21 protein-coding genes are annotated in these 24,600 nt (G+C 64.4%); 13 read left to right on the top strand and 8 right to left on the bottom strand.

The window, feature by feature from the left end; genetic code table 11:
• Positions 1–107 precede the first annotated feature (107 nt).
• From acpS to QU44_RS04340, 4 genes are all read left to right on the top strand, one after another.
• Positions 108–521: a holo-ACP synthase gene (gene acpS, locus QU44_RS04355; protein ID WP_033920387.1), complete on the top strand. Its 414-nt coding sequence runs from the start codon at positions 108–110 to the stop codon at positions 519–521.
• Positions 521–1,399, top strand: coding sequence for a signal peptidase I (lepB, locus tag QU44_RS04350; RefSeq protein WP_033920384.1), 879 nt, complete (start codon positions 521–523; stop codon positions 1,397–1,399). The genes acpS and lepB overlap by 1 nt, the downstream gene beginning before the upstream one ends.
• Positions 1,396–2,052 (top strand): maleylacetoacetate isomerase, encoded by a 657-nt coding sequence (maiA, locus tag QU44_RS04345; protein ID WP_231621607.1) that lies wholly within the window; start codon positions 1,396–1,398, stop codon positions 2,050–2,052. Before lepB ends, maiA begins: the two co-directional genes overlap by 4 nt.
• A gap of 129 nt (positions 2,053–2,181) precedes the next feature.
• Positions 2,182–2,829, top strand: a complete 648-nt coding sequence (locus QU44_RS04340) for an immunity protein Imm33 domain-containing protein (protein ID WP_052134328.1) — start codon at positions 2,182–2,184, stop codon at positions 2,827–2,829.
• A gap of 47 nt (positions 2,830–2,876) precedes the next feature.
• Here QU44_RS04340 and QU44_RS04335 read toward each other — a convergent pair whose 3' ends face one another.
• The gene (locus QU44_RS04335) at positions 2,877–3,956 is read right to left on the bottom strand and encodes a glycosyltransferase (protein ID WP_033920383.1); all 1,080 of its coding nucleotides are present in this window, start codon (positions 3,954–3,956) and stop codon (positions 2,877–2,879) included.
• A 205-nt stretch (positions 3,957–4,161) separates the two neighbouring features.
• Here QU44_RS04335 and QU44_RS04330 point away from each other — a divergent pair, with 205 nt between their 5' ends.
• The 5 genes from QU44_RS04330 (at position 4,162) to QU44_RS04310 (ending at position 8,005) form a co-directional block, all read left to right on the top strand.
• Complete coding sequence (locus QU44_RS04330; RefSeq protein ID WP_052134327.1) at positions 4,162–5,079, top strand: hypothetical protein; 918 nt, start codon at positions 4,162–4,164, stop codon at positions 5,077–5,079.
• Positions 5,076–5,600: a DUF2141 domain-containing protein gene (locus tag QU44_RS04325; RefSeq protein WP_033920381.1), complete on the top strand. Its 525-nt coding sequence runs from the start codon at positions 5,076–5,078 to the stop codon at positions 5,598–5,600. The genes QU44_RS04330 and QU44_RS04325 overlap by 4 nt, the downstream gene beginning before the upstream one ends.
• A gap of 8 nt (positions 5,601–5,608) precedes the next feature.
• Entirely contained in the window at positions 5,609–6,841 is a 1,233-nt protein-coding gene (locus QU44_RS04320) for a glycosyltransferase (RefSeq protein WP_052134326.1), read from the top strand.
• Positions 6,842–7,057: 216 nt separating this feature from the next.
• The gene (locus QU44_RS04315; RefSeq protein WP_033920380.1) at positions 7,058–7,366 is read left to right on the top strand and encodes a hypothetical protein; all 309 of its coding nucleotides are present in this window, start codon (positions 7,058–7,060) and stop codon (positions 7,364–7,366) included.
• An 18-nt stretch (positions 7,367–7,384) separates the two neighbouring features.
• The gene (locus QU44_RS04310; protein ID WP_033920378.1) at positions 7,385–8,005 is read left to right on the top strand and encodes a response regulator transcription factor; all 621 of its coding nucleotides are present in this window, start codon (positions 7,385–7,387) and stop codon (positions 8,003–8,005) included.
• A gap of 5 nt (positions 8,006–8,010) precedes the next feature.
• Here the strand turns inward: QU44_RS04310 and QU44_RS04305 are convergent, their stop codons facing one another.
• From QU44_RS04305 to QU44_RS04290, 4 genes are all read right to left on the bottom strand, one after another.
• On the bottom strand, positions 8,011–9,165 hold the full coding sequence (locus QU44_RS04305; protein WP_197054238.1) for an EAL domain-containing protein: 1,155 nt from the start codon (positions 9,163–9,165) through the stop codon (positions 8,011–8,013).
• The gene (locus QU44_RS04300; RefSeq protein ID WP_033920374.1) at positions 9,158–11,461 is read right to left on the bottom strand and encodes a sensor histidine kinase; all 2,304 of its coding nucleotides are present in this window, start codon (positions 11,459–11,461) and stop codon (positions 9,158–9,160) included. The genes QU44_RS04305 and QU44_RS04300 overlap by 8 nt, the downstream gene beginning before the upstream one ends.
• Positions 11,458–11,829 carry a response regulator gene (locus QU44_RS04295; protein ID WP_033920372.1) on the bottom strand — a complete coding sequence of 124 codons (372 nt, stop codon included), beginning with the start codon at positions 11,827–11,829 and terminating at the stop codon, positions 11,458–11,460. Before QU44_RS04295 ends, QU44_RS04300 begins: the two co-directional genes overlap by 4 nt.
• A 404-nt stretch (positions 11,830–12,233) precedes the next feature.
• Positions 12,234–13,649 carry a hypothetical protein gene (locus tag QU44_RS04290; RefSeq protein WP_052134325.1) on the bottom strand — a complete coding sequence of 472 codons (1,416 nt, stop codon included), beginning with the start codon at positions 13,647–13,649 and terminating at the stop codon, positions 12,234–12,236.
• 154 nt (positions 13,650–13,803) lie between these two features.
• Between QU44_RS04290 and QU44_RS04285 the strand changes: the two genes are divergently transcribed.
• Positions 13,804–15,432, top strand: coding sequence for an alkaline phosphatase D family protein (locus QU44_RS04285; RefSeq protein WP_033920464.1), 1,629 nt, complete (start codon positions 13,804–13,806; stop codon positions 15,430–15,432).
• Positions 15,433–15,577: 145 nt separating this feature from the next.
• Here the strand turns inward: QU44_RS04285 and pepN are convergent, their stop codons facing one another.
• A complete protein-coding gene (pepN, locus tag QU44_RS04280) occupies positions 15,578–18,172 on the bottom strand; it encodes an aminopeptidase N (RefSeq protein ID WP_033920370.1) in 2,595 nt (864 codons plus the stop codon).
• Between the two features lie 137 nt (positions 18,173–18,309).
• Between pepN and QU44_RS04275 the strand changes: the two genes are divergently transcribed.
• The 3 genes from QU44_RS04275 (at position 18,310) to QU44_RS04265 (ending at position 22,572) form a co-directional block, all read left to right on the top strand.
• Complete coding sequence (locus QU44_RS04275) at positions 18,310–20,010, top strand: M28 family metallopeptidase (RefSeq protein ID WP_033920462.1); 1,701 nt, start codon at positions 18,310–18,312, stop codon at positions 20,008–20,010.
• On the top strand, positions 20,007–21,602 hold the full coding sequence (locus QU44_RS04270) for a M28 family metallopeptidase (protein ID WP_033920368.1): 1,596 nt from the start codon (positions 20,007–20,009) through the stop codon (positions 21,600–21,602). Before QU44_RS04275 ends, QU44_RS04270 begins: the two co-directional genes overlap by 4 nt.
• Before the next feature lie 133 nt (positions 21,603–21,735).
• Complete coding sequence (locus QU44_RS04265; RefSeq protein ID WP_033920366.1) at positions 21,736–22,572, top strand: epimerase; 837 nt, start codon at positions 21,736–21,738, stop codon at positions 22,570–22,572.
• On the opposite strand, the gene QU44_RS04260 is transcribed toward QU44_RS04265, so the two are convergent.
• On the bottom strand, positions 22,482–23,396 hold the full coding sequence (locus tag QU44_RS04260; protein WP_033920364.1) for a DMT family transporter: 915 nt from the start codon (positions 23,394–23,396) through the stop codon (positions 22,482–22,484). The two genes, QU44_RS04265 and QU44_RS04260, sit on opposite strands and share 91 nt — an antisense overlap.
• Positions 23,393–24,394 (bottom strand): threonine aldolase family protein, encoded by a 1,002-nt coding sequence (locus tag QU44_RS04255; RefSeq protein ID WP_033920362.1) that lies wholly within the window; start codon positions 24,392–24,394, stop codon positions 23,393–23,395. Before QU44_RS04255 ends, QU44_RS04260 begins: the two co-directional genes overlap by 4 nt.
• Positions 24,395–24,600: the final 206 nt, after the last annotated feature.

The following is a 24,600-nucleotide window of genomic DNA, read 5'->3' as shown; positions in this document are numbered from 1 at the left end:
AGCATGGTGGAGGGGAGCGCGGCAGGCTCGGCGTTCGCGGCTTTGCCCCTCCACCACGCTCTGCGAGCGCGGTCCCCCTCCCCGAGCAAGCTCGGGGAGGATTTTGCGTGATCATCGGCCTGGGTTCCGACCTTTGCAATATCGAGCGGATCGAGGCTTCGGTCAGTCGTTTCGGCGAGCGATTCCTCGATCGCGTATTCACTGAGGCCGAACAGGCCAAGGCAGCGCAGCGCCCGATGACTCGCGCCGGCACGCTGGCCAAGCGCTTTGCCGCCAAGGAGGCGTTTTCCAAGGCGGTGGGTACCGGGTTTCGGCGCGGCGTGTTCATGCGCGACATCGGCGTGATCAATGCACCGTCTGGCGCGCCGACGCTGGCGCTGACCGGCGGTGCCCGCGCGAGACTTGACGCCATCACCCCCGCAGGCCACGTCGCTGCCGTGCATTTGACACTAACCGACGACCACCCCTGGGCGCAGGCTTTTGTGGTAATCGAAGCAGTGCCCACGGAGAAGACGAACTGATGGCGGCGGAAGATTTGGCGCTGGACCCGAAAAGCGAGCCGGCGGCCACCCCCGAGAAGCGCAGCACCGGCACCGATTGGTGGGGTGAACTCAAGGGCATATTCTGGCTGATCCTGGTGGTGCTGGGATTTCACAGCCTGCTTGCCAAGCCATTCTACATCCCGTCCGAATCGATGATGCCGGGATTGCTGGTGGGCGACCGGCTGGTCGTGACCAAATATCCCTATGGCTATTCGTTCATCTCGCCGACCTTTCACTTGCTGCCCTTCATCCCCGGTCGGCTGTTCGGATCGATGCCCGAGCGCGGCGATGTCGTGATCGTATCGCCGCCGGGATCGCGCACCGATTATATCAAGCGGGTGATCGGCCTGCCCGGCGACGTGCTCGAAGTGCGCGGCGGCACCGTGTTTCTGAACGACGTGCCGGTGCAGCGGGCGGCGGCGGGCAACCGGCTGATCCCGGTCGATGCCAATACAAGGTGCGACGCGATGCATTATCCCGACGCTTTGGTGACCGGCGACAATGGCGCGCATTATTGCCGAGTCGCGATCTTCCGCGAAACGCTGCCCAACGGGGCCAGCTATGACACGATCGACAGCGGCTATACGCGCGGCGACAATTTCGAGCCGGTCGAGATCGCCGACGGCCATGTCTTTTTGATGGGCGACAATCGCGACAACAGCGCCGACAGCCGCTTCAGTGTCGAGGAAAACGGGCTGGGCGGCGCGGTGCCGTGGGAGAATATCGGCGGGCGCGCCGAATTCATCACCTTCTCGCTCGACGGCAGCGCGACGCTGAACCCGCTTAGCTGGTGGGGATCGGTTCGCCCCGGCCGCACCGGCCTGTCGCTCCATCCCGATCGCGAAGCGGCGAAGTGACGGGCGCGGCGACCACTGCGGCCTATGTGCTGCATGATTATTTCCGGTCGTCGGCCAGCTATCGCGTTCGCATCGCGCTGAACCTGAAAGGGGTGGCGTATCGCCGCCACGACGTGTCGCTGGTGAATGGCGACCAGCGGTCCCCCGAGCATCTGGCGCGCAACGCCCAAGGCTTCGTCCCCGCACTCGAACTGCCCGACGGGCGGATGCTGGGGCAGAGCCTGGCGATCATCGAATGGCTCGATCACGCGCATCCCGCGCCCGCGCTGTATCCCGCCGATCGGTTCGCGCGCGCGCAGGCGATGGAGCGCGCGCTGCTGATCGCGTGCGACATCCACCCGCTGAACAATCTGCGCGTGCTGCGGTATCTGGGCAGCGCGCTCGACGCCGATCAGGCCGCGCGCGACGAATGGTATCGCCATTGGGTGGCACAGGGCTTTGCCGCGCTGGAGGCGATGGCGGGCGAGGGGCGCTATCTGGGCGGCGAGTCGCCGGGGATCGCCGATGTCTGTCTGGTGCCGCAAATGTACAATGCACGGCGGCTTGCGACCGATCTGACCGACTATCCCCGGCTAGTGGCGATCGACGCGGCGTTGACGGCGATCGAGGCGGTAGCGGCGGCGCATCCTGAGCGGGTTCAGGTTGCGGGGTAGGGTTGGCGTTGTAGGTTGTGTAGTGGTTGAGGGGGCAGGTTTCGCCCCATTCCTCGCCGTTAGCACGCCGAAAGCGCGCACCTGAAAGCAGCCGCTTGTTCGCGAGCGTTTGCTTGTTATCGTACGGGGATGACGGCTCTGACATATACCGTGCGCGACCCTCGCCCTATTGCAGCAAATGCGCGCTACACCTTTTTTCTTCCCAGTCCTGTCGAGGCTGCGGCAGTTGGAACAGGTGATCTAGTCAAGCTAACGTTCGAATATAATCACGAGACTGAAGAATGGGCCGTAGAGCGCATGTGGGTCATTGTGAAAGAGGTCAAAGGTGCTGATCTCGTTGGCGTTCTCGATAATCAGCCGTTCGAGAAGACATCGTCGCTCAAGGCGGGCGACGTAATCCACTTCCAGCGGCACCACATACTATCAATTCGGTGGGCCCACCCGGAGATCGCTCCGCCGCCCAACGAATACCGAGAATATTGGGAGCGTTGCCTCGTCGACGAGTGTGTTCTCGACGGATCGGAACCTGTTGAATATATCTATCGTGAAGAACCCGACATGCAGAACGAAGGTGATAAACACTCAGACAGCGGATGGCGCATCCGTGGAAGAATGGGTGACGCTACTGACGAAGAACTGGATGCGCGTAAGCCGCAATATGTTGCTATCGGTGCGGTGCTCAATCGCGACGATAGCTGGTTAAGCCTAATCAATGCCCCGGTCGGCTCCAGTTTTATGCGGGATTTCGCCGCCAACACATACAACGAAGAAGGTTGAACGGCTGTGTCCGCCATCGCGCCCAACGCTCCTTGAAGCTGCCAGTCTTAAAGACACCCATTCCTAGCCGCGACCAGCCGGTCGAACAGCGCCAGATACTCGCCGATCGGATCGTCTTCGCCTGCCGCTCTGGGGGGCGGGCGGGTTGCCTGGGGGGATAGCCAGTGATCCAGCGCGGCGATGAGGGCGGTTTCGTCTTCGCGGGGGATGATCGTGCCGATCGTGGGCGCGGGGATGAGTTCGGGGATGGCGACGCTCGAATCGGTTGAAACTACCGGCGTCCCCTGGGCGATTGCTTCGCGCAATACGCCGGGGACGCCTTCATGGTCTGAGGTGAGCGCCAGCACTGCGGCGCGCGCCATTGCGGGCAGCGGATCGGCGGCGTGGCCGGGCAGGTGGACACGGTGCGCGACGCCCAGCCGGGCGGCTTGTTCGGTCAGCGCGGCGCGCATCGGGCCTTCGCCCAGGATCACCAGCGCGATGTGCGGATCGGCCAGGCGGGGCAGCGCCGCGATCAGCCGGTCCCAGCGCTTTTGCGGGGCGAGCCGCCCGACCCCCAGCACGAAGCGACCGACAGGAAGCGGCACCGGCGGGGCATCGTCGCGGGTGCGCGCGGGGGGATTGGCGATCACGGTGATCCGATCGGCGGGCATTCGCATCGCGCGCCGTGCCTCCAGCGCCATCGCCGGGGTCATCGCCACGAGATGGTCGATGAAGCGCGGTTGCAGTCTAAGCCAGGCGGCATTGCCCCAGGCGATCGGCGGGCGGTGAATTCCGGTCAATGCATTGGACAATTTGCTGACGATCGGCGCGCGCGCGCGTGGCCGCGCCGCCAGCGCCACCGCCGTATAATGGTTGCCGGGGCAGAAAATAATGTCGGGCGCGATCGAATCGATGCCGAGCGCGGCGCGCATCAGATCGCGATAGCCGGCACCGCGCGCCGCGATTATCGTGACCGCGCCCGGCAGTTCGGCGCGCAGCGGCCCCGACAGATCGCCAGCGATCAGCGTGACTTGATGCCCGCGCGCGGTCCAGCCATCGGCCATGCGGAGCAGCGCCCGTTCGACCCCGCCGCCCTGCAAGGTCTGGACGAACGAGGCGATATGCAGGGGGCGCGAAATAGGCATGGCTTGCGTCCTGCCTTGTGATTGCCCAAATCGTCTATCATGAAACCGCATCATGCGGTGGAAAGGTCGGTTCGGCCTGGCCATTTGCCTGCATATCCGGTGACCTGTACAGGGCCAGCGGCATGGGACTTTCTTTTTCGAGCCGCGGGTCACCCTTTACGTGAAGCATTCTGAATACGGCGCCTCGTCGTCCCTTGCAGCCGCCGTGCCGGCGGTCGAGCCACCGTTGATCGCGGTGCCCGAAATCGACGCGCTGCAGCCGATCGAGACGATCAAGCGGCGCTGGCCGCGCATCTTGGGCGCGGCGCTCAGCCTGGCGATGATCGTCGGGCTGGGGTTCGAGCTGTTCGGCGACGGGCTGGCGGCGCTGCAACGCGCGGTGCCGACGCATCCGGGCTTCTACATCGCTTTCCTGATTCTCTACATGTCGCCGCCGACCTTCGATTTCCTGATTTTTCGCCGGCTATGGGGCATCCCGCTCGAAGGGCTGATGGCGCTGCACAAGAAGCGAATCGCCAACGAAGTGGTGTTCGGTTATTCGGGCGAGGCATATTTTTACGCCTGGGCGCGCGCGCGAATGAAGATGGTTGCCGCCCCGTTCGGCGCGGTGAAGGACGTGTCGATCCTGTCGGCGATCGCGGGCAATGGCATTACGCTGTTGATGATCGGGCTGGCGCTGCCGTTCGGCGCGACGCTGCTGACCGAAAACCAGTTCGAGACGCTGCTGGGGTCGGCGGGGGTGATGGCGGCGATGTCGCTGCCGTTCCTGTTGTTCTCGCGCCGCGTCTTTTCGTTGCCGCGACCGATGCTTTGGTGGGTGTTCGGCATCCATTGTCTGCGTCTGCTGGTGGGATCGACGATGATCGCGCTCGCGTGGCATTTTGCGATGCCCGAGGTATCGGTCGGCATGTGGCTGTTCCTGGCCGCCGGGCGGCTGCTGGTGTCGCGATTGCCGCTGGTGCCCAACAAAGACCTTCTTTTCGCCAATTTCGCGATCCTCCTGATCGGGCAAGGAGAGGCATTGTCCGAACTGATCGCGGTGACCGCCGCCATGGCGTTGCTGTTGCATGGCGTGTTGATCGGGGCGTTCGGCATCCATGCTTTGATCAGGAAACCGCGATGATCGCGAAGACATTATTGGCAGCGGCGATCGCCACCGTCGGGGCTGGCCCGGCCTTTGCCCAGGCCGAAGTGCTCGGCACCGATCGCGATGCTTGCATCGGCAATGACGGCCCGGCGATCCGCGTGAACGTGACCGGGCTGAAGGATCGCACCGGTCGGCTGAAGCTCGAGCTGTATCCGGCCAATGAAGACGATTTCCTGAAGGACGATCGCGATCTATTGGCGCAGGGCAAGGTGTTTCGCCGGGTATGGGCCGATACACCTGCCAGCGGCACCGTAAGCCTGTGCATCCGCACGCCGCGCCCGGGCCGCTATGCCATCCTGTTCACCCATGACCGCGACGGCAAGAACAAGTTCAATTTCTGGAAGGACGGTGCCGGCTTCCCCAGCAACAAGCGGCTGGGTCGCAGCCGGCCCAACGTCAGCCAGGCGGTGATCGATGTCGGCGGCGGGGTGACCGCGACCAATATCCGAGTGCAATATCTGCGCGGGCTGGGTGGCTTCGCCCCAAGCGACAGCTAAGGCCGGCCATGCGCGTCATCGACGTCAACGAATATTACTCGCCCACCGGCGGCGGGGTCCGGACCTATCTCGATCGCAAGATGGCGATCATGGCCGCGATGGGCCATGAACTGATCATCATCGCCCCCACCGCGCAGGAGGATTGGGTCGAGGAGCGCCCCGGCGGCGGGCGCATTTTCTGGGTGAAGGCGGTGCCACTGCTGCTCGATCGCAATTATTGCATGTATCGCGACGGCGACGCAGTGATCCCGCTGCTCGATCAGCTGAAACCTGATGTGGTCGAGACCAGCTCGCCCTGGCGGCCCGCCTTCTTCGTCGGCGAATGGCAGGGCGATGCGGTGAAGGTGTTCTTCGCGCATAACGACAATATGGCGGCCTATCCGCTGCGCTGGTTCGAAGGGATGGCTAGCCCCGAACGAATCGAGCGCGCCTTCAACTGGTATACCCGCCGCTATGAACGGTTTTTGCGGCTGTACGATGCCTTTGTCACCAATGGCCCGGCGCTCGCCAAGCGCTACAGCGCGCGCGGGCTTCGCGTCGATGCGTCGATGCCGCTGGGGATTCAGCGCGGGTCGTTTTCGCCGAGCTTGCGCGATCCGGCGCTGCGCGCGGCGTTGCTGGCGCAATGCGGGCTGCCGCCCGAGGGGCATTTGCTGGTGGGGCTGGGGCGGCACCACCCCGAAAAACGCTGGCCGCTGGTGATCGACGCGGTCGAGCGGGCTGGGGCCGATCTGCCGGTGGGGCTGATGCTGCTGGGTGACGGGCCTGAACGAAACGCGCTGGCAAAGCGGGTGGCCGACAGCCCGCATATCCGGCTGTTCCGCCCGATCTATGACCGCGACCGCTTCACCCGCGTGCTGGCAAGCTGCGACGCGCTGATCCACGGTTCCGACGTCGAACCGTTCGGGCTGGTCGCCGCCGAGGCGCTGGCATCGGGGCTGCCGATGATCGTGCCCGATGAAGGCGGCTGTTTCGAGCTGGCCGAGCCGTCCTTTGCCGAAACCTATCGCGCGCGCGATGCCAAATCGGCGACCGATGCGATCCACCGCCTGTTCGCGCGCGACCAGGTGGCGTTGCGCGCGGCGGCCCAGGGCGCAGCCGACCATGTCCGCACCGACGAGGATCACGCCCGCGATCTGATCGCTTATTATGAAACGCTGGTCGCGGCGCGGCGCGCTTCGGGGGCGGTGCCGGCGTCGGTGGCAGGCGATTTCGGTCTGGATCGCCAGCCGCTGCCCTGAAATACCCGTGTGATCGGCTGGCGGACGGAGCGAACGGTTTCGTACCGTCCCAGCCAGCGACAACATAGCTGCGGCGGCGTGAAAGAAAATTTTGGCCGCTGTCTATAACTTGCGCGCATTGACGCTGCCGGATGAACGGCGGTACGTCTGTGGCTTGACTGATAATCGCTTCTTTATCGAGGTCGCTCGAACCAGGCCGTCCCACATTGGGATGGAATGTCTGCATGGGCGGCCGATGCGTTTATCACCCTGCGACGACCGTTGTCAGTCGATCGCAGCATCGTGAAGACCGGCGAGATCCAGCGCACGGCACTCACGATACCGGCCTTTGGGCCATACCGGTTAGATCAGGCGCCATCGGATCGATGCATCAAAAGGGCATGGTTCGGCTTCCTGGTCGGTGAGGCGAATAAAGTGTCGCTATTGCCCAATCAGAATAATACTTTGTGTCGCAAGATCCTCGGTCTTTCGCATCATTATGTCGCGGATGGCCGGGCGGTATTTGGGGTTCGGCAGAGAGAATGAACTGAAAAGGGGGCTTTCATGACGACACGCAGCATCTATGTCGTCGACGACGATCAGTCGATCCGCGCGGCGCTGCAATCCTTGCTATCCACCCGGCCCAATTTGATGATTTTCGGGTTCCGCTCGGGCGATGAATTTCTGGCGCATGTGGATGAGCATGCGCCAGGGTGCATCCTGCTCGACTATGAAATGCCGGGCCTGAATGGGCTGGAGGTCTTGCGGCAGATCAGCAAACTACCGCGAAAATTCGGCGTGATCATTTTGACGGGGCAGGGGGCAACGTCGGTCGCGGTGCAGGCATGGAAACTGGGTGCGCTCGATTTCCTGGAAAAGCCGTGCGATCCGGCGACCTTGCTGCAGGTTGTCGAAAATACCTTTCAGACGATCGAGCAGGATCATCGGGCGGCGCTGCTGGCGGAACGGGCGCGCAGTGCCATTGAAGGGCTGTCGGCGCGCGAGAAAGACGTGCTGACCGGTCTGGTCGAGGGGCGCGCGAACAAGGTGATCGCGCATGAACTGGGGATCAGTCCGCGAACGGTGGAGATCTATCGCGCGAACATGATGCAGAAGCTGGATGTGCGCAGCTTGTCCGAAGCGCTCAGGGTCGCCTTTGCCGCCGGATTGATGCCAGCCGACTGAGCCTTTTACGTCGGCAACACTCCGTCTTGCAGCGGCACCAGCGCGGGGCGGTCCCAGAAATAGCCCTGGCCCCCCTGCGCGCCCGCCGCGATCGCGCGATCGAGATGCGTCTGGGTTTCGATCCCCTCGATCACCGACAGGATATTGCGCTGGCGACAATATTGAATGATCTGTTCGAGCATCGCCATCGGCACTTCGCCATCGACGCATTGCCAGAATACGGCCTTGTCGATCTTGAGCTCGATCAGTGGCAATTCGGTCATGCGTTCGAAGCTGGCGGCACCGCGCCCGAAATCGTCGACGCCGATGCCGCAGTCGCGCATCGCCAGCCGACTGGCCGCCGCCGCCAGCTCGGCAAAGGAAGTTGCGGTTTCATGTTCGGTGATCTCGATCAGCAGCGTGCGGGGCGGCAACTTCCAGGTCGCCAGGGCCGCCTCGACCATGGCGTGAAAGGCAGGATCGCACAGGATATTGGGGGTGCAATTGACCGCGACCGGCACCGGCCGCCCCGCATCGCTTAGCTGGGAGGCAAAGCGCAGCGCGTCGTTGAGGATGACTCCGGTCGCCATCAGCCGGGTGGCCGAGTCGAGCGCCGAGGAAAACACGATTTCGGGATTGATCGGCACGTTGCCGATCGTCAGCCGCAGCAATGCTTCATAGCCGATGATGGCGGAGTCGGCGAGACGCCGCTTGGATTGAAAGGCGGTTCGTAAATTGCCCATCAGCCGTCCCGACGCCGCCAGGATGCGGACCGCCGCCACCGGATCGATGGCTTTGGCAAGCAGCGGGCGTTGGCGGTTGCCGATCAGTGCCAGCAAGGCTTCAGGGGGGAAGGGCTTTTCGAGTGACCCGAGCACCGGCAGCCCCGCTGCGACCGCGCTTTGCACGGCGGCGCGGATGATCCGCTGATCCTGGCCGCTGGCGACCACCACTGCCGGAGGATAGTCGATCGCTGCCAGCGCGTCGATGATCTGAAACCCGTCGGTGCCCGGCATCCCCAGGTCGAGCACGACGACGTCCAGCGTATCGTCGGCCTGCATGCGATGTGGCTCCAGCGACGAAGACCAGGATGCGTCCATGCCGTGGAGCACCAGCCAGTCGGCGATTTCCCGGCAAACCGATTCGTCATCGTCGACGATCAAGACCCGGGTTTTACGCATGACGCGCGATCGGCGCGGCATCGCGCTGGCGCTCGTCACGGATCATCGATGACGGCAGATCGATGGTAAGGATCGCGCCCTTTTGGTCGGGGCCGCGACACGCCAGCGCGATCCTGCCGCCGATCTCCAGAATGATCTGGCGACAGATGTACAGACCCAGGCCAGTGCCCTTGTCGGCGCTTTTGGTGGTGATGAAGGCTTCGAACATCGTTTCAGGATGGCCGACATCAAGCCCGGTGCCGTTGTCCGTGAACTCGATCCGCAGCCCATTGTCGGAAACGGCGGCCGACACCCAGATTTCGCCTACGACACATTCGGTATCGCGCTCGCGCCGGGTGACGATCGCGTCGATCGCGTTCTGAATCGCGTTGACGAACACCTGCTCCAGCCCGACCCGGGGCACCGAAATGCAGACGGGGGTTTCGGGCAGGCAAATCTGCACGTTGACATTCTGCTCGACCAGCAGCGCGCGCATGAAGGTGAAGGCGGTATTGACGATCTCCACCAGGTCGATCGGCTTGGCATCGTCGTCTTCGATCCGCGAGTAGCGGCTGATGCGACCGATAATGTCCTTGGCGCGATTGACCTGTTCGCTGATGCCGTCGAACTTGCTGCGCGCGCGGGCGATGGCTTCGGGGGTTTGCTGATCGATCAGCAGCCGCCCATTTTCGGCGCTCAGCGCGATCGTGAACAGCGGTTGCTTGATCTCGTGACTGATCGCCGAGGCCATGCCGCCGAGTTCGACCAGGCGCGCTTGCTGCAACATTCGGTTTTGGGCCAGCTTCGACTGGCGCAGTCGCACGATCCACCCTGAGCGCCATTGCCCCGGTGCCACCAGATCGCGTGCCGATAGCAGGAACCAGTCGCTCGACGTCTTGCCGATCGTCCGAAACTCGACAAAGGCCTCGCGCGAGCTCGACATCGCGGCAAAGGCCACGCCATCATTGGGATGGACCTTGATCGATTCATAATGCGGCGAGCGATCAAGCTCGAGCTCGCTGAAGCTGAGTGATCCATTAGAGTCATCGAAGTGGATGTCGGCGACCAGCCGCAAATCCATTTCTCGCCTCAACTCATCCACCGCGTTGATCAGCTGGTTGCGTTCTTCTTCCAGCTCGACGAATCGGTTATTGGCGGTGACGATCGCGGTAATGGGATAGGAAAATTCGGTGAATAATAATCGTGACGCCGGTAATGGTGTCTGGCTGCCCAGGCCGTCTAGTACGCCATTCCACACCTGAAGCGACCGGGCCATTGCTCGATTGAATAGTACGTCGAGTAGTATTGCCAGCGCAAGGATGACGCCGGGAATGATCATTTGCCACAATATACTATTGTAAACATCGTCGGTTATTTTTCGAATCGGGTAGGTGTACCGATACTGACGGCCGTCGAGGCTTATCGCACCAGAACCGCACGCCCGTAACCAATAATCGAACGTGTTACGATCGTTGGGCCCTGAAATATTGGTGCCGTCGTCGATATGATCGCAGTCGAGTCCACGCAGTACAGTAGCCCCGCTTGGGCCTTGATCCGACACCAGCGGGTAGACGAAGAATGCCGTGGTATTGTCATGCTCGCGATGCAGCCCGGCTATGCGCTGCCCAGCCGCCAAATCGCCGCGCAGTTCAAGTTCGATCCGGGTCCGCATGTCGCTGGTGTAGCGATCCAGATCGCTGGAAAAACTCGCGACATTCGCTGCAAAGAGCAGAAGCGCCGATGTGGATACGACCAAGGTGACGATCGCCGGTAGCAATTGGGCCAGCCTGACCGTCCGGCGTCGGACGATCCTCCCCGACGGAAAGTCGATGGCGAGCAAGGCGGATAACAGATCGACAAAGGCGGCGGTCAGAACATCGTTCAACAGCTTGCGAATGGTGACCAGCGCGATGATGTCGGCGGGTGCATCATACCAGAAATGCAGAAATGCCGCACCTGCGCCCGTGGCAATCGTCACGAAATACACCACGGTCGATACGGCCAGCGAGCGTAGATGATTGCGTAGGGCGTGAATGAACAGGACGTGCCCGACTGCAATCAGGATCGAAAGGAAATGCCCCCACCACCACCAAGATGGCAGCATCACTATGATAGCTACGGGCAGTGCCAGGCGTATTCCGCCGGTGCGATACGCGATCAGATATACCAAGGGGCCGACATATAATTCGATGCCCGGTGCCAGCACCAGCCGGAACGCGCTGGCCACCACCCCGCCAATGCACAGCAGCAGCAGCAAGCTCCACCGTTTGATCGCAACCGGCGACAATCCATCGATCAGGCTGAAATGCGGCATCATTGCGGTGCCCTCCCCAGCATCGCGAGTAGCATCTGGATATCGACCGGCTTGAACAGGATCGTGGCCCCCGCCTCCTCCAGGGATTTCCGCATCTGTTCGGTGATGTCGGTATGCCCGGTCATCACAATAGTTTCGAATATTTTCGACGCCAGCTTTTCGTTGCGCTGAATTTCGCGAATGATGTCGAGGCCGCTGCCGTCCGAAAGGCGAAGGTCAGTCAATAGCATTACCGGTGAATGCAGCGCATGCAATGCCTTGAGAGCAGCCTGGACGCTGTCTACCGCTTTGACGGCAATACCACGAAGGCCGAAAAGCTCTACCAGCTCCTCGCGTACCCGGCGCTCATCCTCGACAACGATCACCCTCATACAGTTGATTTCTCACGAATGTCGAGGAAACGGCTAAAAGCGCCGTTGCGACCATGAATGATGACCCAAGACCAATACCACTATAGGTAAAAATACTACATTAGTTATACGGGGTATATTGAATCGGGTAGAATCGTGTTCATTGGTTATGTTCTTACAGGTGAAAATGTACGGCGAAGCGCTACCGGTATCAACCATTATAGGCGATGCGATATCGGGCAGGTCACACGACGCGCTCAGAGGCCGTTTGAAAATTCGCGAAAGCGCGAATTTCAAGGCAGTACCGGCCCGCTCCCCCACCCGGCCACCGATAGAATACCGCCGTCGGGTGGCCGGGTGGGAAAGCGGGCCGGTGCTGCAAAATGCGCCGTGGTGCATTTGCAAACAGACTGTCAGGCGCTGTTTTAGCGCCGGACGTATAACCGGAAGCGCGTACTTCGGATCGGCAGGCGCTGCCAGCCCGAGGCGATGGCCCAGGCTTCGAGCGGTCGATCGAGCGCGACGTCGCCGCTGCTCCATGCCGCTTCGCCGCCCAGCAGGATGGCCTGGGGCGGCTGCGCGGCGAATTGCGATCCGAGGGTCGCAGGGGTGATGATGTGGCGGGCGGGCTGGTCCGGGGCGGCGAGCAGGGCGCGGGTGCGCCAGGCGAAGGGGCCGGCGGCGAAGCGCGGATCGGGTACCGCGCGAGCAGCGGGCAGGAATTGCGGCGATAGCGTCGCCACCGGGCCGGTGACGCCCGCGCTATTCAGCGCCGCGCCGATTGCCGCGCCTTCGCGCATCGCCGCCAGCATCGCCGGGCGGTTCGCGGCCAGCGCCTCGACGCTCGGGGCAAGCCCGGTGCCGACAAAGACCGCCATCGCGATGCGGGTGGCGCGCGCCGGCGGGGCGTGCTGCCACGCCAGTGCCAATCGGACGAACAGCGGCGGCAGCATCGGCGCGAGATATTGCCGCCAGGTGGGGAAGGGCAGCAATGCCGCGACCAGCCCGGCGACGATCAGCAGGTCGAGCCAGCGCGTGGTGGTACGCCCCCGGTCGCGCACCACTATGACCAAAGCGACCAGCGCGGGGCCGAGCGCGAGAAACTTCAGCGTGTCGATCGCCTTGGCGGGCCAGCTAAGCTTCCACGGGCGTGCGGCATAATATTCGGCGGGCGCGCGCGCGGGAAAGTCGAACACCCCGAACATGAAATCGGCGGGAGCGGCGACATAGGTGAACGCGACCAGCAACGTCGCGGGCACCGCGCCGATCGCCACCCAAAGCGGCAATCGGCGGCGATCGAGCAACGTCCAGATGCCATAGGCGAGCGCGGGCAGCGCGAAGCTGATCTTGGCGGCGGTGGCGGCGGACAGGCACAGGCCGATCGCGAAGGCTGATCGCCGGCTGGTGCCCCCCGCCGCCAGCCACAATGCCGCCGCCAGCAGCGCCGTCGGCAGCGCATCGTTGCGCGCCATCGCCGCGCCGAACAACAGGATGTCGCACGCCGCCATCGCCAGCGCCGCCGCCAGCGCGGTGCGCTCGCCCGCGCCCGCCCGGCGCGCGGCGGCAAAGACGAACGCGACTGCCGCCGCGCTCAGCGCCGCATTGACGAGGCGAAGCCCCGGCCACGCGAAGCTGCCAAATGCCGCCGCGATGGGGGCCAGCAGCAGCGGTTGCAGCGGGGTCTGCAAATAGGCGAAGTCGCGATAAGGCGGTCCGCCCCACGCCAGCATGGTCGCGGCGACATATTGGCTTTCGTCGTGATCGACCGGGCGCAGCATCGCGAGCAGGGCGAATGCCACCGCGACGAGGATCAGCACCCAATGGGACGACAAGCGGGCCATGCGCCCCCTTGCCCGTTCGTATCGGCCCAAGTCGAGAGGCTTTGCGATCGATCGAGGCCGGGCCGCCCGCACACTGTAACCGTTGCGCCACATCCGAGTAACCGTGCCGCCATATCCGGCGCGCATGGACAAGGTTTCCAAGGGGGAACCGATTATGACCATCCGCATCGACCGCCGATCCTTCATGCTCACCGGCACGCTGGGCCTTGGGGCGTTCGCGCTGCCGGGTTTCGCACAGGTGGCCAATGTGCTGGGCGCGCGCGGCTTCACGCATGCGGTGGCGTCGGGCGAGCCTGCGGCCGATGGCATGTTGTTCTGGACACGCTATGTCCCCGCCGATGGCGGCGCGGCCAAGCTTCGCGTTGAAGTTGCCGAAAGCGCCGATTTCGCGCGCGTCGTCGCCGGTGGCGAAATGGTGACCGGGCCGTGGCGCGATCATACCGCCAAGATCACCGTCACCGGCCTCAAGCCCTTCACCCGCTATCATTATCGCTATATCGCGCCCGATGGCAGCTTTTCGCCCGTAGGACGCGCCAAGACGCTGCCGATGGGCGATACGCCCGCGTTCAAAGCGGCGATCTTCTCATGCTCGAACCTGGGGTTCGGCTATTTCAACGCCTATGCCCATGCCGCGCCGCGCGATGACATCGACCTGACGATCCATCTCGGCGATTATTTTTACGAGTATGCGCCCGACAATTATCCGGCGGCGGGGCAATTGGTGGGCAACCGTATCCCGCAGCCGATGCACGAAATCGTCGCGCTTGCCGATTATCGCCTGCGCTATGCCAGCTATCGCGCCGATCCTGATCTGCAGGCGCTGCACCAGAACCACGCGATGGTGGTGCAGTGGGACGACCATGAATCGGCCAATGATTCGTGGGAAGGCGGCGCGCAGAACCATCAGGCCGACGAGGGCGATTGGGCAATACGGCGCGCGGCGGCGGTACAGGCATATCGCGAATGGCTGCCCGTCAGCGACGAACCCTGGGGCAGCTATGCGGTGGGCAATCTGGCGACGCTGTTCCGCACCGAAACCCGGCTGTTCGCACGCAGCAAGCCGCCTGAACTCGCGCCGTTGTTCATGACCGGCGGCGATCCGATCGCGGCGCTCACCGCGTTCCGCGATGGCGCGTGGCAGGATCCGGCGGTGACGATGATGGGATCGACGCAGGAGGCATGGCTCGATTCGGCGATGGCGCAATCGGTGCGCGATCAGGTGCGCTGGCAGGTCGTCGGCTTCGGCACGATCATGGGCCAGACGCGCGCGCCCGAGGATGCGCTCGGCTGGATCAAGGCCGATGCGCCGGCGCGCACCAAAGCCTATGTCCAGGGCGGGGTGGCAGCGAGCAAGCTGGGGCTGCCGAGCAATCTCGACAATTGGGGCGGCTATCCCGCCGCGCGCGCACGCTTCCTGAAATCGGCGCAGCGCCACGGCGGCAGCACGATCGTGATCGCCGGCGACAGCCATAATGCCTGGGCCTATGACCTGGCGCAGGACGGCAAGCCAGCCGCAGTCGAGTTTGCGGGGCAGGGGGTGACCTCGCCCGGCTATGAAAGTGCGATCGGCATCGACCCCAAGCGTGTCGCGGCGGCGCTGGTGGCGACGAACCCCGAGCTGAAATGGTGCGACACCTCGCGGCGCGGCTATATGGCGCTGAGCCTGACGCCCGATAGCGCGACCAATGAATGGATCTTCGTCGATGGCGTGCGCCAGCGTTCGCCGGCGGCGAGCGTTGGGCATACAGCGACGGTGCGGCGTGGGCGCAATGTGATGGGGTGAGGGTGTGACTAGCTGATGCTGACGTAATTCCTTCGTCATTCCCGCGAAGGCGGGAATCCATAACCCTTGCACCGGAATATGGATTCCCGCCTGCGCGGGAATGACGAAAGAGACGATTGATGGATCAGCGGGAAGTCATCCCGATCTAGTCCAAGCTCTTGGCGACTTGCTCGACCATGTCCTTGCTCAGGCCGGGTGTTGCCAGGATGCGTTGCAGTTCGCCGCGCATCAGCGCCGCGCGGGCTTCGTCGAAGCGCTTCCAGCGGCCGAGCGGCGGGACCAGCTTTGCGGCGGTCTGCGGGTTCAGCTTGTCGAGCGCGATCAACTGGTCGGCGACGAAGCGATAGCCGCGCCCGTCGGCGGCGTGGAAGGCGCGCTGGTTGACGCTGAACGCCCCCACCAGCGCGCGGGCGCGGTTGGGGTTGGCCAGGGTGAAATCGCGGTGGCGCGACAGTTCCTCGACATTGGCGAGGGTGTCGTCGCGCGACGACAGCGCCTGGGTCGAGAACCATTTGTCGAGCACCAGCGGATTGTCCGAATAGCGATTGTAGAAGATGTCGAGCGCGGCGACCCGGCTGTCCGAATGCGAGTTTACCAGCGTGGTGAGCGCGCCCTGCCGATCGGTCATGTTGTCGGCATTTTCGAATTGCAGGAACGCCAGTTCGGCAGCGTCGGCGGCCCCGCTGGCGGCGATATAGCCGAGCGACACCGTCCGCAGCCGGCGCGCGCCCTTGGCAGCGGGGGAATATTCGAAGCGATTGGTGCGCGCGCGTTCATAGGCTTCGCGCCAATCGGCTTCGAGCGCGCGGCCAAGGTCGCGGCGAAGCGCCTCGCGCGCCGCCGACACCGCATCGGGATCGACGATCGCCAACTGGTCGCCGATGAAGCTGTCCGAGGGCAGCAGCACGGCTTCGGCGATGAAGGCGGCGTCGAGGCTGGGATCGGTCAGCGTATTGCGAACCGCGTCGATCACCGCGCGATGATCGGCCGATCGGTGCGTCACCGCGGTCACCAGCGTGTCGAGCATCAGCTGCTGCATCGCTTCGTAGCGTGCGAACGGATCGTCGTCATGCGCGCTGAGGAAGGCGAGGTCGGCGGCGGTGCGGTTGGTCTCGACGATCACCGGCGCGGAAAAGCCGCGATTGATCGATAGCACCGGGGTTTCGGTCACGGTGTCGAACGCGATTTCGGCGGCGGCGTCGTGCAGCAGGAACAGGCGTTCCTCGCCCAGTGCATGGCCGGTGTCGGCACCGAACAGCTTGATCCGAAGCGGCAGCACCATCGGCTTTTTCAGCGGTTGGCCGGGCGTGGCGGGGACGTGCTGGCGCAACCGCAGCACCGCGCGACCTTCGCCGGCATGGTGGGTCAGCTCGGCGGTGACGCGCGGGGTGCCGGCCTGCGAATACCACAGCCGGAATTGCGCCAGGTCGATCTCGCCTGCATCCTCCATCGCCTTGGCGAAATCCTCGACGGTGGCGGCGGTGCCGTCATGCCGGTCGAAATACAGGTCCGAACCGGCGCGGAAGCGGTTCCGGCCGAGCATCGTCGCGATCATGCGGATGACTTCGGCCCCCTTGTTGTAGATCGTCGCGGTGTAGAAGTTCGAGATTTCCTGATATTCGTCGGGGCGCACCGGATGCGCCAGCGGCCCCGAATCCTCGGGGAATTGTGCCGCGCGCAGCGTGCGGACATCCTCGATCCGCTTGACCGCCGCCGAACCCTGGTCGGCGCTGAACTGCTGGTCGCGATAGACGGTGAAGCCTTCCTTGAGCGAAAGCTGAAACCAGTCGCGGCAGGTCACGCGATTGCCCGACCAATTGTGGAAATATTCGTGCGCGACGACGGCGGCTACCGCGTCATAGTCGTAATCGGTCGCGGTGTCGGGATCGGCGAGGATGTAGCGGCTGTTGAAGATGTTCAGCCCCTTATTTTCCATCGCGCCGAAGTTGAAATCATCGACCGCGACAATGTTGAAGACGTCGAGGTCATATTCGCGGCCATAGACATCCTCGTCCCAGCGCATCGAGGTGCTGAGCGCATGGAGCGCATGATCGGTCTTGGCCAGATCGGGCGCGCGCACCCAGATCGCCAGCGCCACCTCGCGCCCCGATCGCGTGACGAAGGTTGTGCGATTGGCGACCAGATCGCCCGCGACCAGCGCGAACAGATAACAGGGCTTGAGGAAGGGGTCGTCCCAATCGGCATAATGCCGGCCATCCTCCAGATCGCCGCTGCCCACCGGATCGCCATTGGCGAGCAGCACCGGAAAGCGCGCCTTGTCGGCGATCAGCCGCACCTTGTAGCGGCTGAGCACGTCGGGGCGATCGGGGAAGAAGGTGATGCGGCGAAACCCTTCGGCCTCGCACTGGGTGCAAAGCAACCCGCCCGAGGCATAGAGCCCCATCAACTGGGTGTTGCGCTCGGGCGAGAGCAGCACTTGCGTTTCGATGACGTGGCTGTCGCCGGTCAGCGGGATTTCGAGGGTGCCGTCGGCCAGCGTCCAGCCCTGCGCCTCGACCCCGTCGATCCGCACGGCAACCGGCTCGATCATGTCGCCGTCGAGCCGCAGCGGGCGGTCATGCGCGCCGCTTCGGGTGACGGTCAGCGTCGCGCGCACCTGTGTCCGCACCGGATCGAGATCGAACACCAATGCGATGTCGGGCACCAGCCAGTCGGGCGCGGCATAATTGGCGCGGCGGGTAATGCGGGGCAGGGCGGGCGAGGCATATATGTCTTGCATGATGATGACCTAATCGAGCGGGCGGCAACGCCATAGTGAAAATCACCCGGCGCAAAAGCTTCACGGCGAATATTGGCGCTTGGCGGGCAGACTGCTACGCCTGCACTGTCGTACCGATTGATACCATGAGGATGCCGATGCTTCGAACTGCCGCGCTGCTGCTTGCCCTGCCCCTGAGTTCGATTGCTTTTGCCCAAACCGCGCCTGCACCTGCGCCGGCCCCCGCGGCGTCGCCCGCCGAGAGCGTCGCGACGATCAATGCACGGGTGAATGCACCGCTGCCCGCCGATCAGGCGGCGATGAAGGCGCATGTGATGTTCCTGTCGTCCGACGCGATGCAGGGCCGCGAGGCGGGGACTGAGAGCTACAATGTCGCCGCGCAATATGTCGCGTCGCAATTCTATTCGGCGGGGCTGAAGCCTGCGGGCGACGAGGGTGGCTATCTGCAGACGGTACCGCTGGTCAGCTACAAGGCGGCGGACAAGGGCAGTTTCCGCTACACCCCGCGCGGCGGCAGCGCGGCGGCGTTGGTGTTCGGCGAGGAATATCTGCCCGCGCCCGATCCTTCGCGCGCCAAGACCGTCGTCGATGCGCCGGTCGTGTTCGTCGGTTACGGCATCAACGCGCCGCAGTTCAAGCGCAACGATTATGCCGGTGTCGATGTGAAGGGCAAGATCGTCGCCTTTTTCTCGGGCGCGCCCGCCAGCTTTCCCGGCGAAGAACGCGCGCATTTCGGCAATGCCACCAACAAGGCGGTGGCGGCGCAGGCGATGGGCGCGGTCGGCTACCTGACGCTTGAATCACCTACCAGCGCCAAGGTGCGGCCCTTCTCGCGGCTGGCCGAAAGCTATGACAGTGCGCGCATGACCTGGGCGCGGCCCGACGGCAGCGGTTTCTTTGCCGCCGCGAACGTGCCGGCATTGGGGGCGGTGAGCATGACCGGGGCGGCCAAGCTGTTCGCCGGCGCGCACACGAGCTGGGCAAGCGTGGTCAAGACCGCCGAGACTCCGGCGGCACGGTTCAAGCCGGTCGAATTGCCCGGTCGGCTGGCGATCGAGCTGGCGACGACGATCACCCCGGTCACCAGCTATAATGTCGCCGGGATGCTCGAAGGCAGCGATCCTGCGGTCAAGAGCGAAGTCGTCGTGCTGACCGCGCATCTCGACCATGTCGGCGTCGGCACGCCCAAAAATGGCGATGCGATCTATAACGGCGCGATGGACAATGCCGTCGGCATCGCGGCGATGATCGAGGAGGCCAAGCGCTTCAAGGCATCGGGCACGCCGCCCAAACGCAGCGTTTTGTTCCTGGCGGTGACCGCCGAGGAAAAGGGGCTGGTGGGATCGGATTATTTCGCGCGCAATCCCTCGATCGCCAAGGATCGGATGGTCGCCAACGTCAATCTCGACATGCCGATCATCACTTATAAGTTCGAGGACGTGATCGCCTTTGGTGCCGAGCGATCGACGTTGGGCGGCTATGTGAAGGCAGCCGCTGCCAAGCTTGGCGTCACCTTCTCGCCCGATCCGATGCCCGATCAGGGGCTGTTCACGCGCAGCGACCATTATCGCTTCGTCCAGCAGGGCATCCCTGCGGTCTTCCTGTGGCCGGGCACCAAGGGGCCGGGCAAGGCGGCGGTCGATGAATTCTTTGCCAAGCATTACCATCAGCCATCGGATTCGATGGGGCAGGTGCCCGCGATCGATTGGGAATCGGGCACGCGCTTTATCGAGGCGAATTATCTGATCGCGCGTGAAATCGCCGACGCGCCCGAGCGGCCCAAATGGAATCGGGGCGATTTCTTTGGCACCCTGTACGAAGGATATGGGGCGAAGTGATCCGCACCAGCTTCGCCGTCCTGGCGGCGGTCGCGCTCGCCGGCACCGCGCCCGCGCAAACGCTGCCCGCCGATCAGGCGGCGATGAAGGCGCATGTCGCTTTCCTCGCCGCTGATTCGCTTAAAGGACGGCAGGCCGGCAGCCCCGAATATGACATCGCCGCCGATTATGTGATCGCACAGATGGAGGCGGCGGGGCTGTCGCCCGCGGGCGAGCGTGGCGGCTGGCGACAGCAGGTGCCTCTGGTGGCGTCGCGGCCGCTAACCGCCAGCGCAACGCTGACGCGCGGCGGGCGCGAGACGGTGCTGGCGCTGGGCACCGATTTCGTCGGGCGCGCGAGCCTTACCCAGGCCGAGCGCGCCGTCAGCGGCGAGATGGTGTTCGCGGGCTATGGCGTGGTCGATCCGACCCGCGGCATCGACGATTATCGCGGGCTCGACGTGCGCGGCAAGATCGTCGCGGTGATGTATGGCGGCCCGCCGGGGATGAACAGCGAAGTCGCGGCGCATTACGGCAATCGCGACGTGAAGGCGGAACTGGCGGGCAAGCGCGGCGCGGCGGGGATCGTCTTCATCGAATCGCGATCGACGCGGGCGAGCTACGACTTTGCCGCGATCGTCGAAAGCTGGTCGGGGCCGTCCATGTCGTGGACGCCGCCCCAAGGCGCGGCAAAGGCCGAGGCGGCACCGCAACTTGCGGCGATCAGCGGGCGCGGCGCGGCGATGTTGTTCGCCGGATCGAAGCTTAGTTGGGCAAAGGTGCGCGCCGCCGATGAGGCCAAGCGACCGCTGCCCACCGGCCCGCTGACCGGCACCATCGCCTTTCGCCAGACCAGCGAATTGCAGCAGACCCTCAGCGCCAATCTGGTCGGCAAGCTTGCGGGAAGCGATCCGCTGCTCAAGGACGAATATGTCGTGCTGACCGCGCATCTCGATCATATCGGCGTCACCGATCCGGTGAATGGCGATGCGATCAACAATGGCGCGATGGACAATGCGATGGGCATCGCGGCGCTGCTCGAAGTCGCCAAATCCTTCCGCGCTTCGGGCACTTCCCCTAAGCGCAGCATCCTGTTCGTCGCGGTGACGGCGGAGGAAGCCGGGCTGATCGGATCGGATTATTTCGCGCGCTATCCCACGGTGCCGCGCGGCAGCATGGTCGCCAACGTCAACCTCGACATGCCGATCATGACGTACAAGTTCGAGGATATCGTCGCTTATGGCGCTGACCGGTCGAGCATCGGCCCGGTGCTTGGCGCCGTGGCCAAGGCGCAGGGGCTGATGCTGACGCCCGATCCGACGCCCGACGAAGCATATTTCGTGCGGACCGATCATTACAGCTTCGTCAAACAGGGGGTGCCCTCGGTGTCGATCGACGCCGGGCCGAAGGGGCCGGGCGCGGCGGCGACCGCTGCGTTCATCGAGCGGCATTACCACCAGCCTTCGGACGATATGAAACTGCCCTTCGACTGGGATGCGGCGCGGCGGTTCGTGCGGCTGAACTACGCCCTGACCCGCGCGCTGGCCGATGGGCCAAGGCCGGTGTGGAACCAGGGCGATTTCTTTGGGACGCTGTATGGGAACCCGCGATGAAGAGGGGTCACGTCCTGCTTCTCCCCTCCCTGGAAGGGAGGGGCCGGGGGTGGGTAGGTTCGTTGTTGAACGAAGCCCTCGCCAACGGGCCGACCCACCCCCAACCCCTCCCTTCCAGGGAGGGGAGTAAGATATGCGCCTGCTGATCTTTGGGCAGGGCTACACCGCCGCGCGGCTGCGGGCGCATCTCGAAGCCAAGGGTGCGCGCGTCGCGGGTACCACGCGCGATGGGCGTGAAGGCACGCTTGGCTTTGCCGATACCGAGCGGGTGGGATTCGAGATCGCCAATGCGACGCATATCCTGTCGTCGGTGCCGCCCGCCGAGGGTGTCGACCCTGTGCTCACCACTTACGGCGCGGCGCTGGCGAACAGCCGCGCCACGCTTGCCTATCTTTCCTCGACCGGCGTGTATGGCGATGCAGCCGGTGCCTGGGTCGATGAAACCACCGCCGCCGGCACTGGCCGCCGCCCCGCGCGCAACCAGGCCGATGCCGATTGGCTGGCGCATGGCGCGCGCGTGTTTCGCTTGCCGGGCATTTACGGGCCGGGTCGCTCGCCGCTGACCCGCGTTGCATCGGGCGAGGCGCATCGCGTCGATTTGCCCGGTCAGGTGTTCAGCCGGGTCCATGTCGACGACATCGTCAGCGGGGTGACCCTTGGCTTCGATGCCCCCGCCGGCGCGTACAACCTGTCGGACGATTATCCGTGCAGCCAGAACGAAGTGATCGAACATGCCGCGCGGCTGCTGCACCTGCCGCCGCCGGGTTTTGTACCGCTCGAAAGCCTGTCGGCGATGGGGCGCAGCTTCTATGCCGAGAACCGCCGCGTCGCCAATGGCAAGGCCAAGCGCGTGCTCGGCTGGCGGCTGGCCTATCCCGATTACCGGTTCGGCCTGCGCGCCTTGAGCGCGATCACCAGCCCGGTCAGCGCCAGCGCCGCGCCGCTCGCCGCCAGCCACGACCAGCGATAGCCCTCGAACGCGGTCGACAGCGCCATCGCGATCACCGGCACGATCACTCCCGAATAGGCCGCCTTGGCGGGGCCGATGATCCGAAGCACGCCGAAATAGAGCGTGAACGCGACGGCGGAGGCGACGATACCCAGATACAGCACGCCGGCGATGTAGCTGGCCGACCAGTCGAACACCGGCGGGCCGGTGGTGATCCAGGCGAAGCTTGCGTCGATCGCCGCGCCGATCAGCATTGCGTGGCCAAGCATCGTCGCCATCGGATAGGCCTTGGCGGTGCGCGTTCCCTGCATGATGTTGGCGACCGAGGCCGAAAGGACGCCGCACAAAGTGATGACGATGCCGATCATCACCTCGCTGCCATTATTGGGATCGACCCGCGCTTCGTGGGTGAACAACATCGCGATGCCGCCGATCGCCACCGCCGATCCGATCAGCAATTGCCGCCCGAGCATCTGCCCCAGGAAGATGCGTCCCAGGATCGCATTGGGCACCAGCAGCAGCGCGAACACCACCGCGACCAGCCCCGAGGTGATGTGCTGTTCAGCGCGATAGACGAAGTTGAAGTTCAGCACGAACTGCATGACCCCGAGCATGGCGGCAAAGCGCCAGCCGCGCGCGTCGAGCGACAATTTCTCGCGCCGGAACGCCGCCCAGCCCAGGATCACGACGCCCGCGATCAGGAAGCGATAGGCGACCGACCAGCTTGGCGGCACCTCGCCCAATTGGCCGCGAATGACGATCCAGGTCGATCCCCAGATCAAGGTGACCAGCGCGAACGGGATCAGGACCGTCAGCCGGGTCGATTGCGGCTTGGGTCCGTTCAAAGCGCGGCGATCGCTTGCGCGAGCGGGGCAACGATGTCGGCCCCCTGGTCCCAGGCGGTGACCAGCCGTGCTTGTCCGGTCCCCCAATCATAGAAATCGAAGCCCTGCGCGCGAAGCCCGGCGGCTTCGTCGGCGGTGAGGCGCAGGAACACCTCATTCGCCTCGACCGGCTGGACCAGCCGCTCGCCCGCCGCCTGCGCCAGCAATTGCGCCCCGGCATTGGCGGCGCGGGCATTGTCCAGCCACACATCGCCCTCGAGCATCGCCAGGATCTGCGCCGCCAGGAACCGCCCCTTCGACAGCAAATGGCCTGCGCGTTTGCGGCGATAGCGGGTGGCGGCGGCAAGATCGGGGTTGAAGAATATCAATGCCTCCGCCCCCATGCCGCCATTTTTGACGAAGCCGAAGCTCAGCGCATCGACGCCCGCGCGCCAGGTGACCTCGGCGGGCGAACAGCCCAGATGCGCGACCGCATTGGCAAAGCGCGCGCCGTCCATGTGCAGGCCCAGCCCGCGCGGGCGGATCACCTCGGCGATCGCGGCGACTTCGGCGGGGGTATAGACGCGGCCATATTCGGTGGCGTTGGTGATCGACACCGCGTGCGGCTGGACCTGATGAACATCGTCGCGGATGTTGCCCAGCGTTTCGGCAAGCGCCGTGGGGGTCAGCTTGGCCCCGTCACCCTCGACCAGCAGCAATTTGGCGCCGTGGGTGAAGAATTCGGGCGCGCCGCATTCGTCGACCTGGATATGCGCCTCGGCATGGCAGATCGTCGCGCCGTGCGGTGGCACCATCGCCGCGAGCGCGAGCGCGTTGGCGGCGGTGCCGGTGGGTACCCACAGGCAGGCGACCTGCGTCTCGAACAAATCGGACATCGCGCCGTCGAGCCGTTTGCTCCAGCGGTCGCCATCATAGGCGGTATCGAGCGTGTTGGCCGCCAGCATCGCATCGAGCACGGGCTGGCAAACGGGGGCGGCGTTGTCGGAGAAGAAGCGCATTGGGGAGCAATGGGGAAGGGTGATGAGGGCGTCAACAAACCTTCTCCCGCTGGCGGGAGAAGGATACCGAAGCTTGGTCGCGAAGCGGCCTAGCGGAGGTTGGATGAGGGTGGTGCGGCCCTGTGGGGCCGCGCGGTCGCAAGGGCGACCGCGGCACCCTCACCCAGCTACGACTAGGTCCGCGTTAAGAACGCGAACCAAGTCTT

This window comes from Sphingomonas sp. 37zxx, assembly GCF_000786205.1.
GTDB lineage: Bacteria > Pseudomonadota > Alphaproteobacteria > Sphingomonadales > Sphingomonadaceae > Sphingomonas.
Note: the sequence above shows the minus strand (reverse complement) of the source record. Positions and strands in the feature narration are given on the sequence as shown.

Bases quoted from the DNA above. Each gene is read 5' to 3' on its own strand.
- QU44_RS04310 (WP_033920378.1), top strand. From the start codon at position 7,385: ATGACGACACGCAGCATCTATGTCGTCGACGACGATCAGTCGATCCGC.
- QU44_RS04290 (WP_052134325.1), bottom strand. From the start codon at position 13,649: ATGGCCCGCTTGTCGTCCCATTGGGTGCTGATCCTCGTCGCGGTGGCA.
- lepB (WP_033920384.1), top strand. From the start codon at position 521: ATGGCGGCGGAAGATTTGGCGCTGGACCCGAAAAGCGAGCCGGCGGCC.
- QU44_RS04315 (WP_033920380.1), top strand. From the start codon at position 7,058: ATGTCTGCATGGGCGGCCGATGCGTTTATCACCCTGCGACGACCGTTG.
- QU44_RS04255 (WP_033920362.1), bottom strand. From the start codon at position 24,394: ATGCGCTTCTTCTCCGACAACGCCGCCCCCGTTTGCCAGCCCGTGCTC.
- QU44_RS04275 (WP_033920462.1), top strand. From the start codon at position 18,310: ATGCTTCGAACTGCCGCGCTGCTGCTTGCCCTGCCCCTGAGTTCGATT.
- QU44_RS04305 (WP_197054238.1), bottom strand. From the start codon at position 9,165: ATGCGTAAAACCCGGGTCTTGATCGTCGACGATGACGAATCGGTTTGC.
- pepN (WP_033920370.1), bottom strand. From the start codon at position 18,172: ATGCAAGACATATATGCCTCGCCCGCCCTGCCCCGCATTACCCGCCGC.
- QU44_RS04325 (WP_033920381.1), top strand. From the start codon at position 5,076: ATGATCGCGAAGACATTATTGGCAGCGGCGATCGCCACCGTCGGGGCT.
- QU44_RS04300 (WP_033920374.1), bottom strand. From the start codon at position 11,461: ATGATGCCGCATTTCAGCCTGATCGATGGATTGTCGCCGGTTGCGATC.
- QU44_RS04320 (WP_052134326.1), top strand. From the start codon at position 5,609: ATGCGCGTCATCGACGTCAACGAATATTACTCGCCCACCGGCGGCGGG.
- QU44_RS04295 (WP_033920372.1), bottom strand. From the start codon at position 11,829: ATGAGGGTGATCGTTGTCGAGGATGAGCGCCGGGTACGCGAGGAGCTG.
- QU44_RS04265 (WP_033920366.1), top strand. From the start codon at position 21,736: ATGCGCCTGCTGATCTTTGGGCAGGGCTACACCGCCGCGCGGCTGCGG.
- QU44_RS04335 (WP_033920383.1), bottom strand. From the start codon at position 3,956: ATGCCTATTTCGCGCCCCCTGCATATCGCCTCGTTCGTCCAGACCTTG.
- QU44_RS04340 (WP_052134328.1), top strand. From the start codon at position 2,182: ATGACGGCTCTGACATATACCGTGCGCGACCCTCGCCCTATTGCAGCA.
- QU44_RS04285 (WP_033920464.1), top strand. From the start codon at position 13,804: ATGACCATCCGCATCGACCGCCGATCCTTCATGCTCACCGGCACGCTG.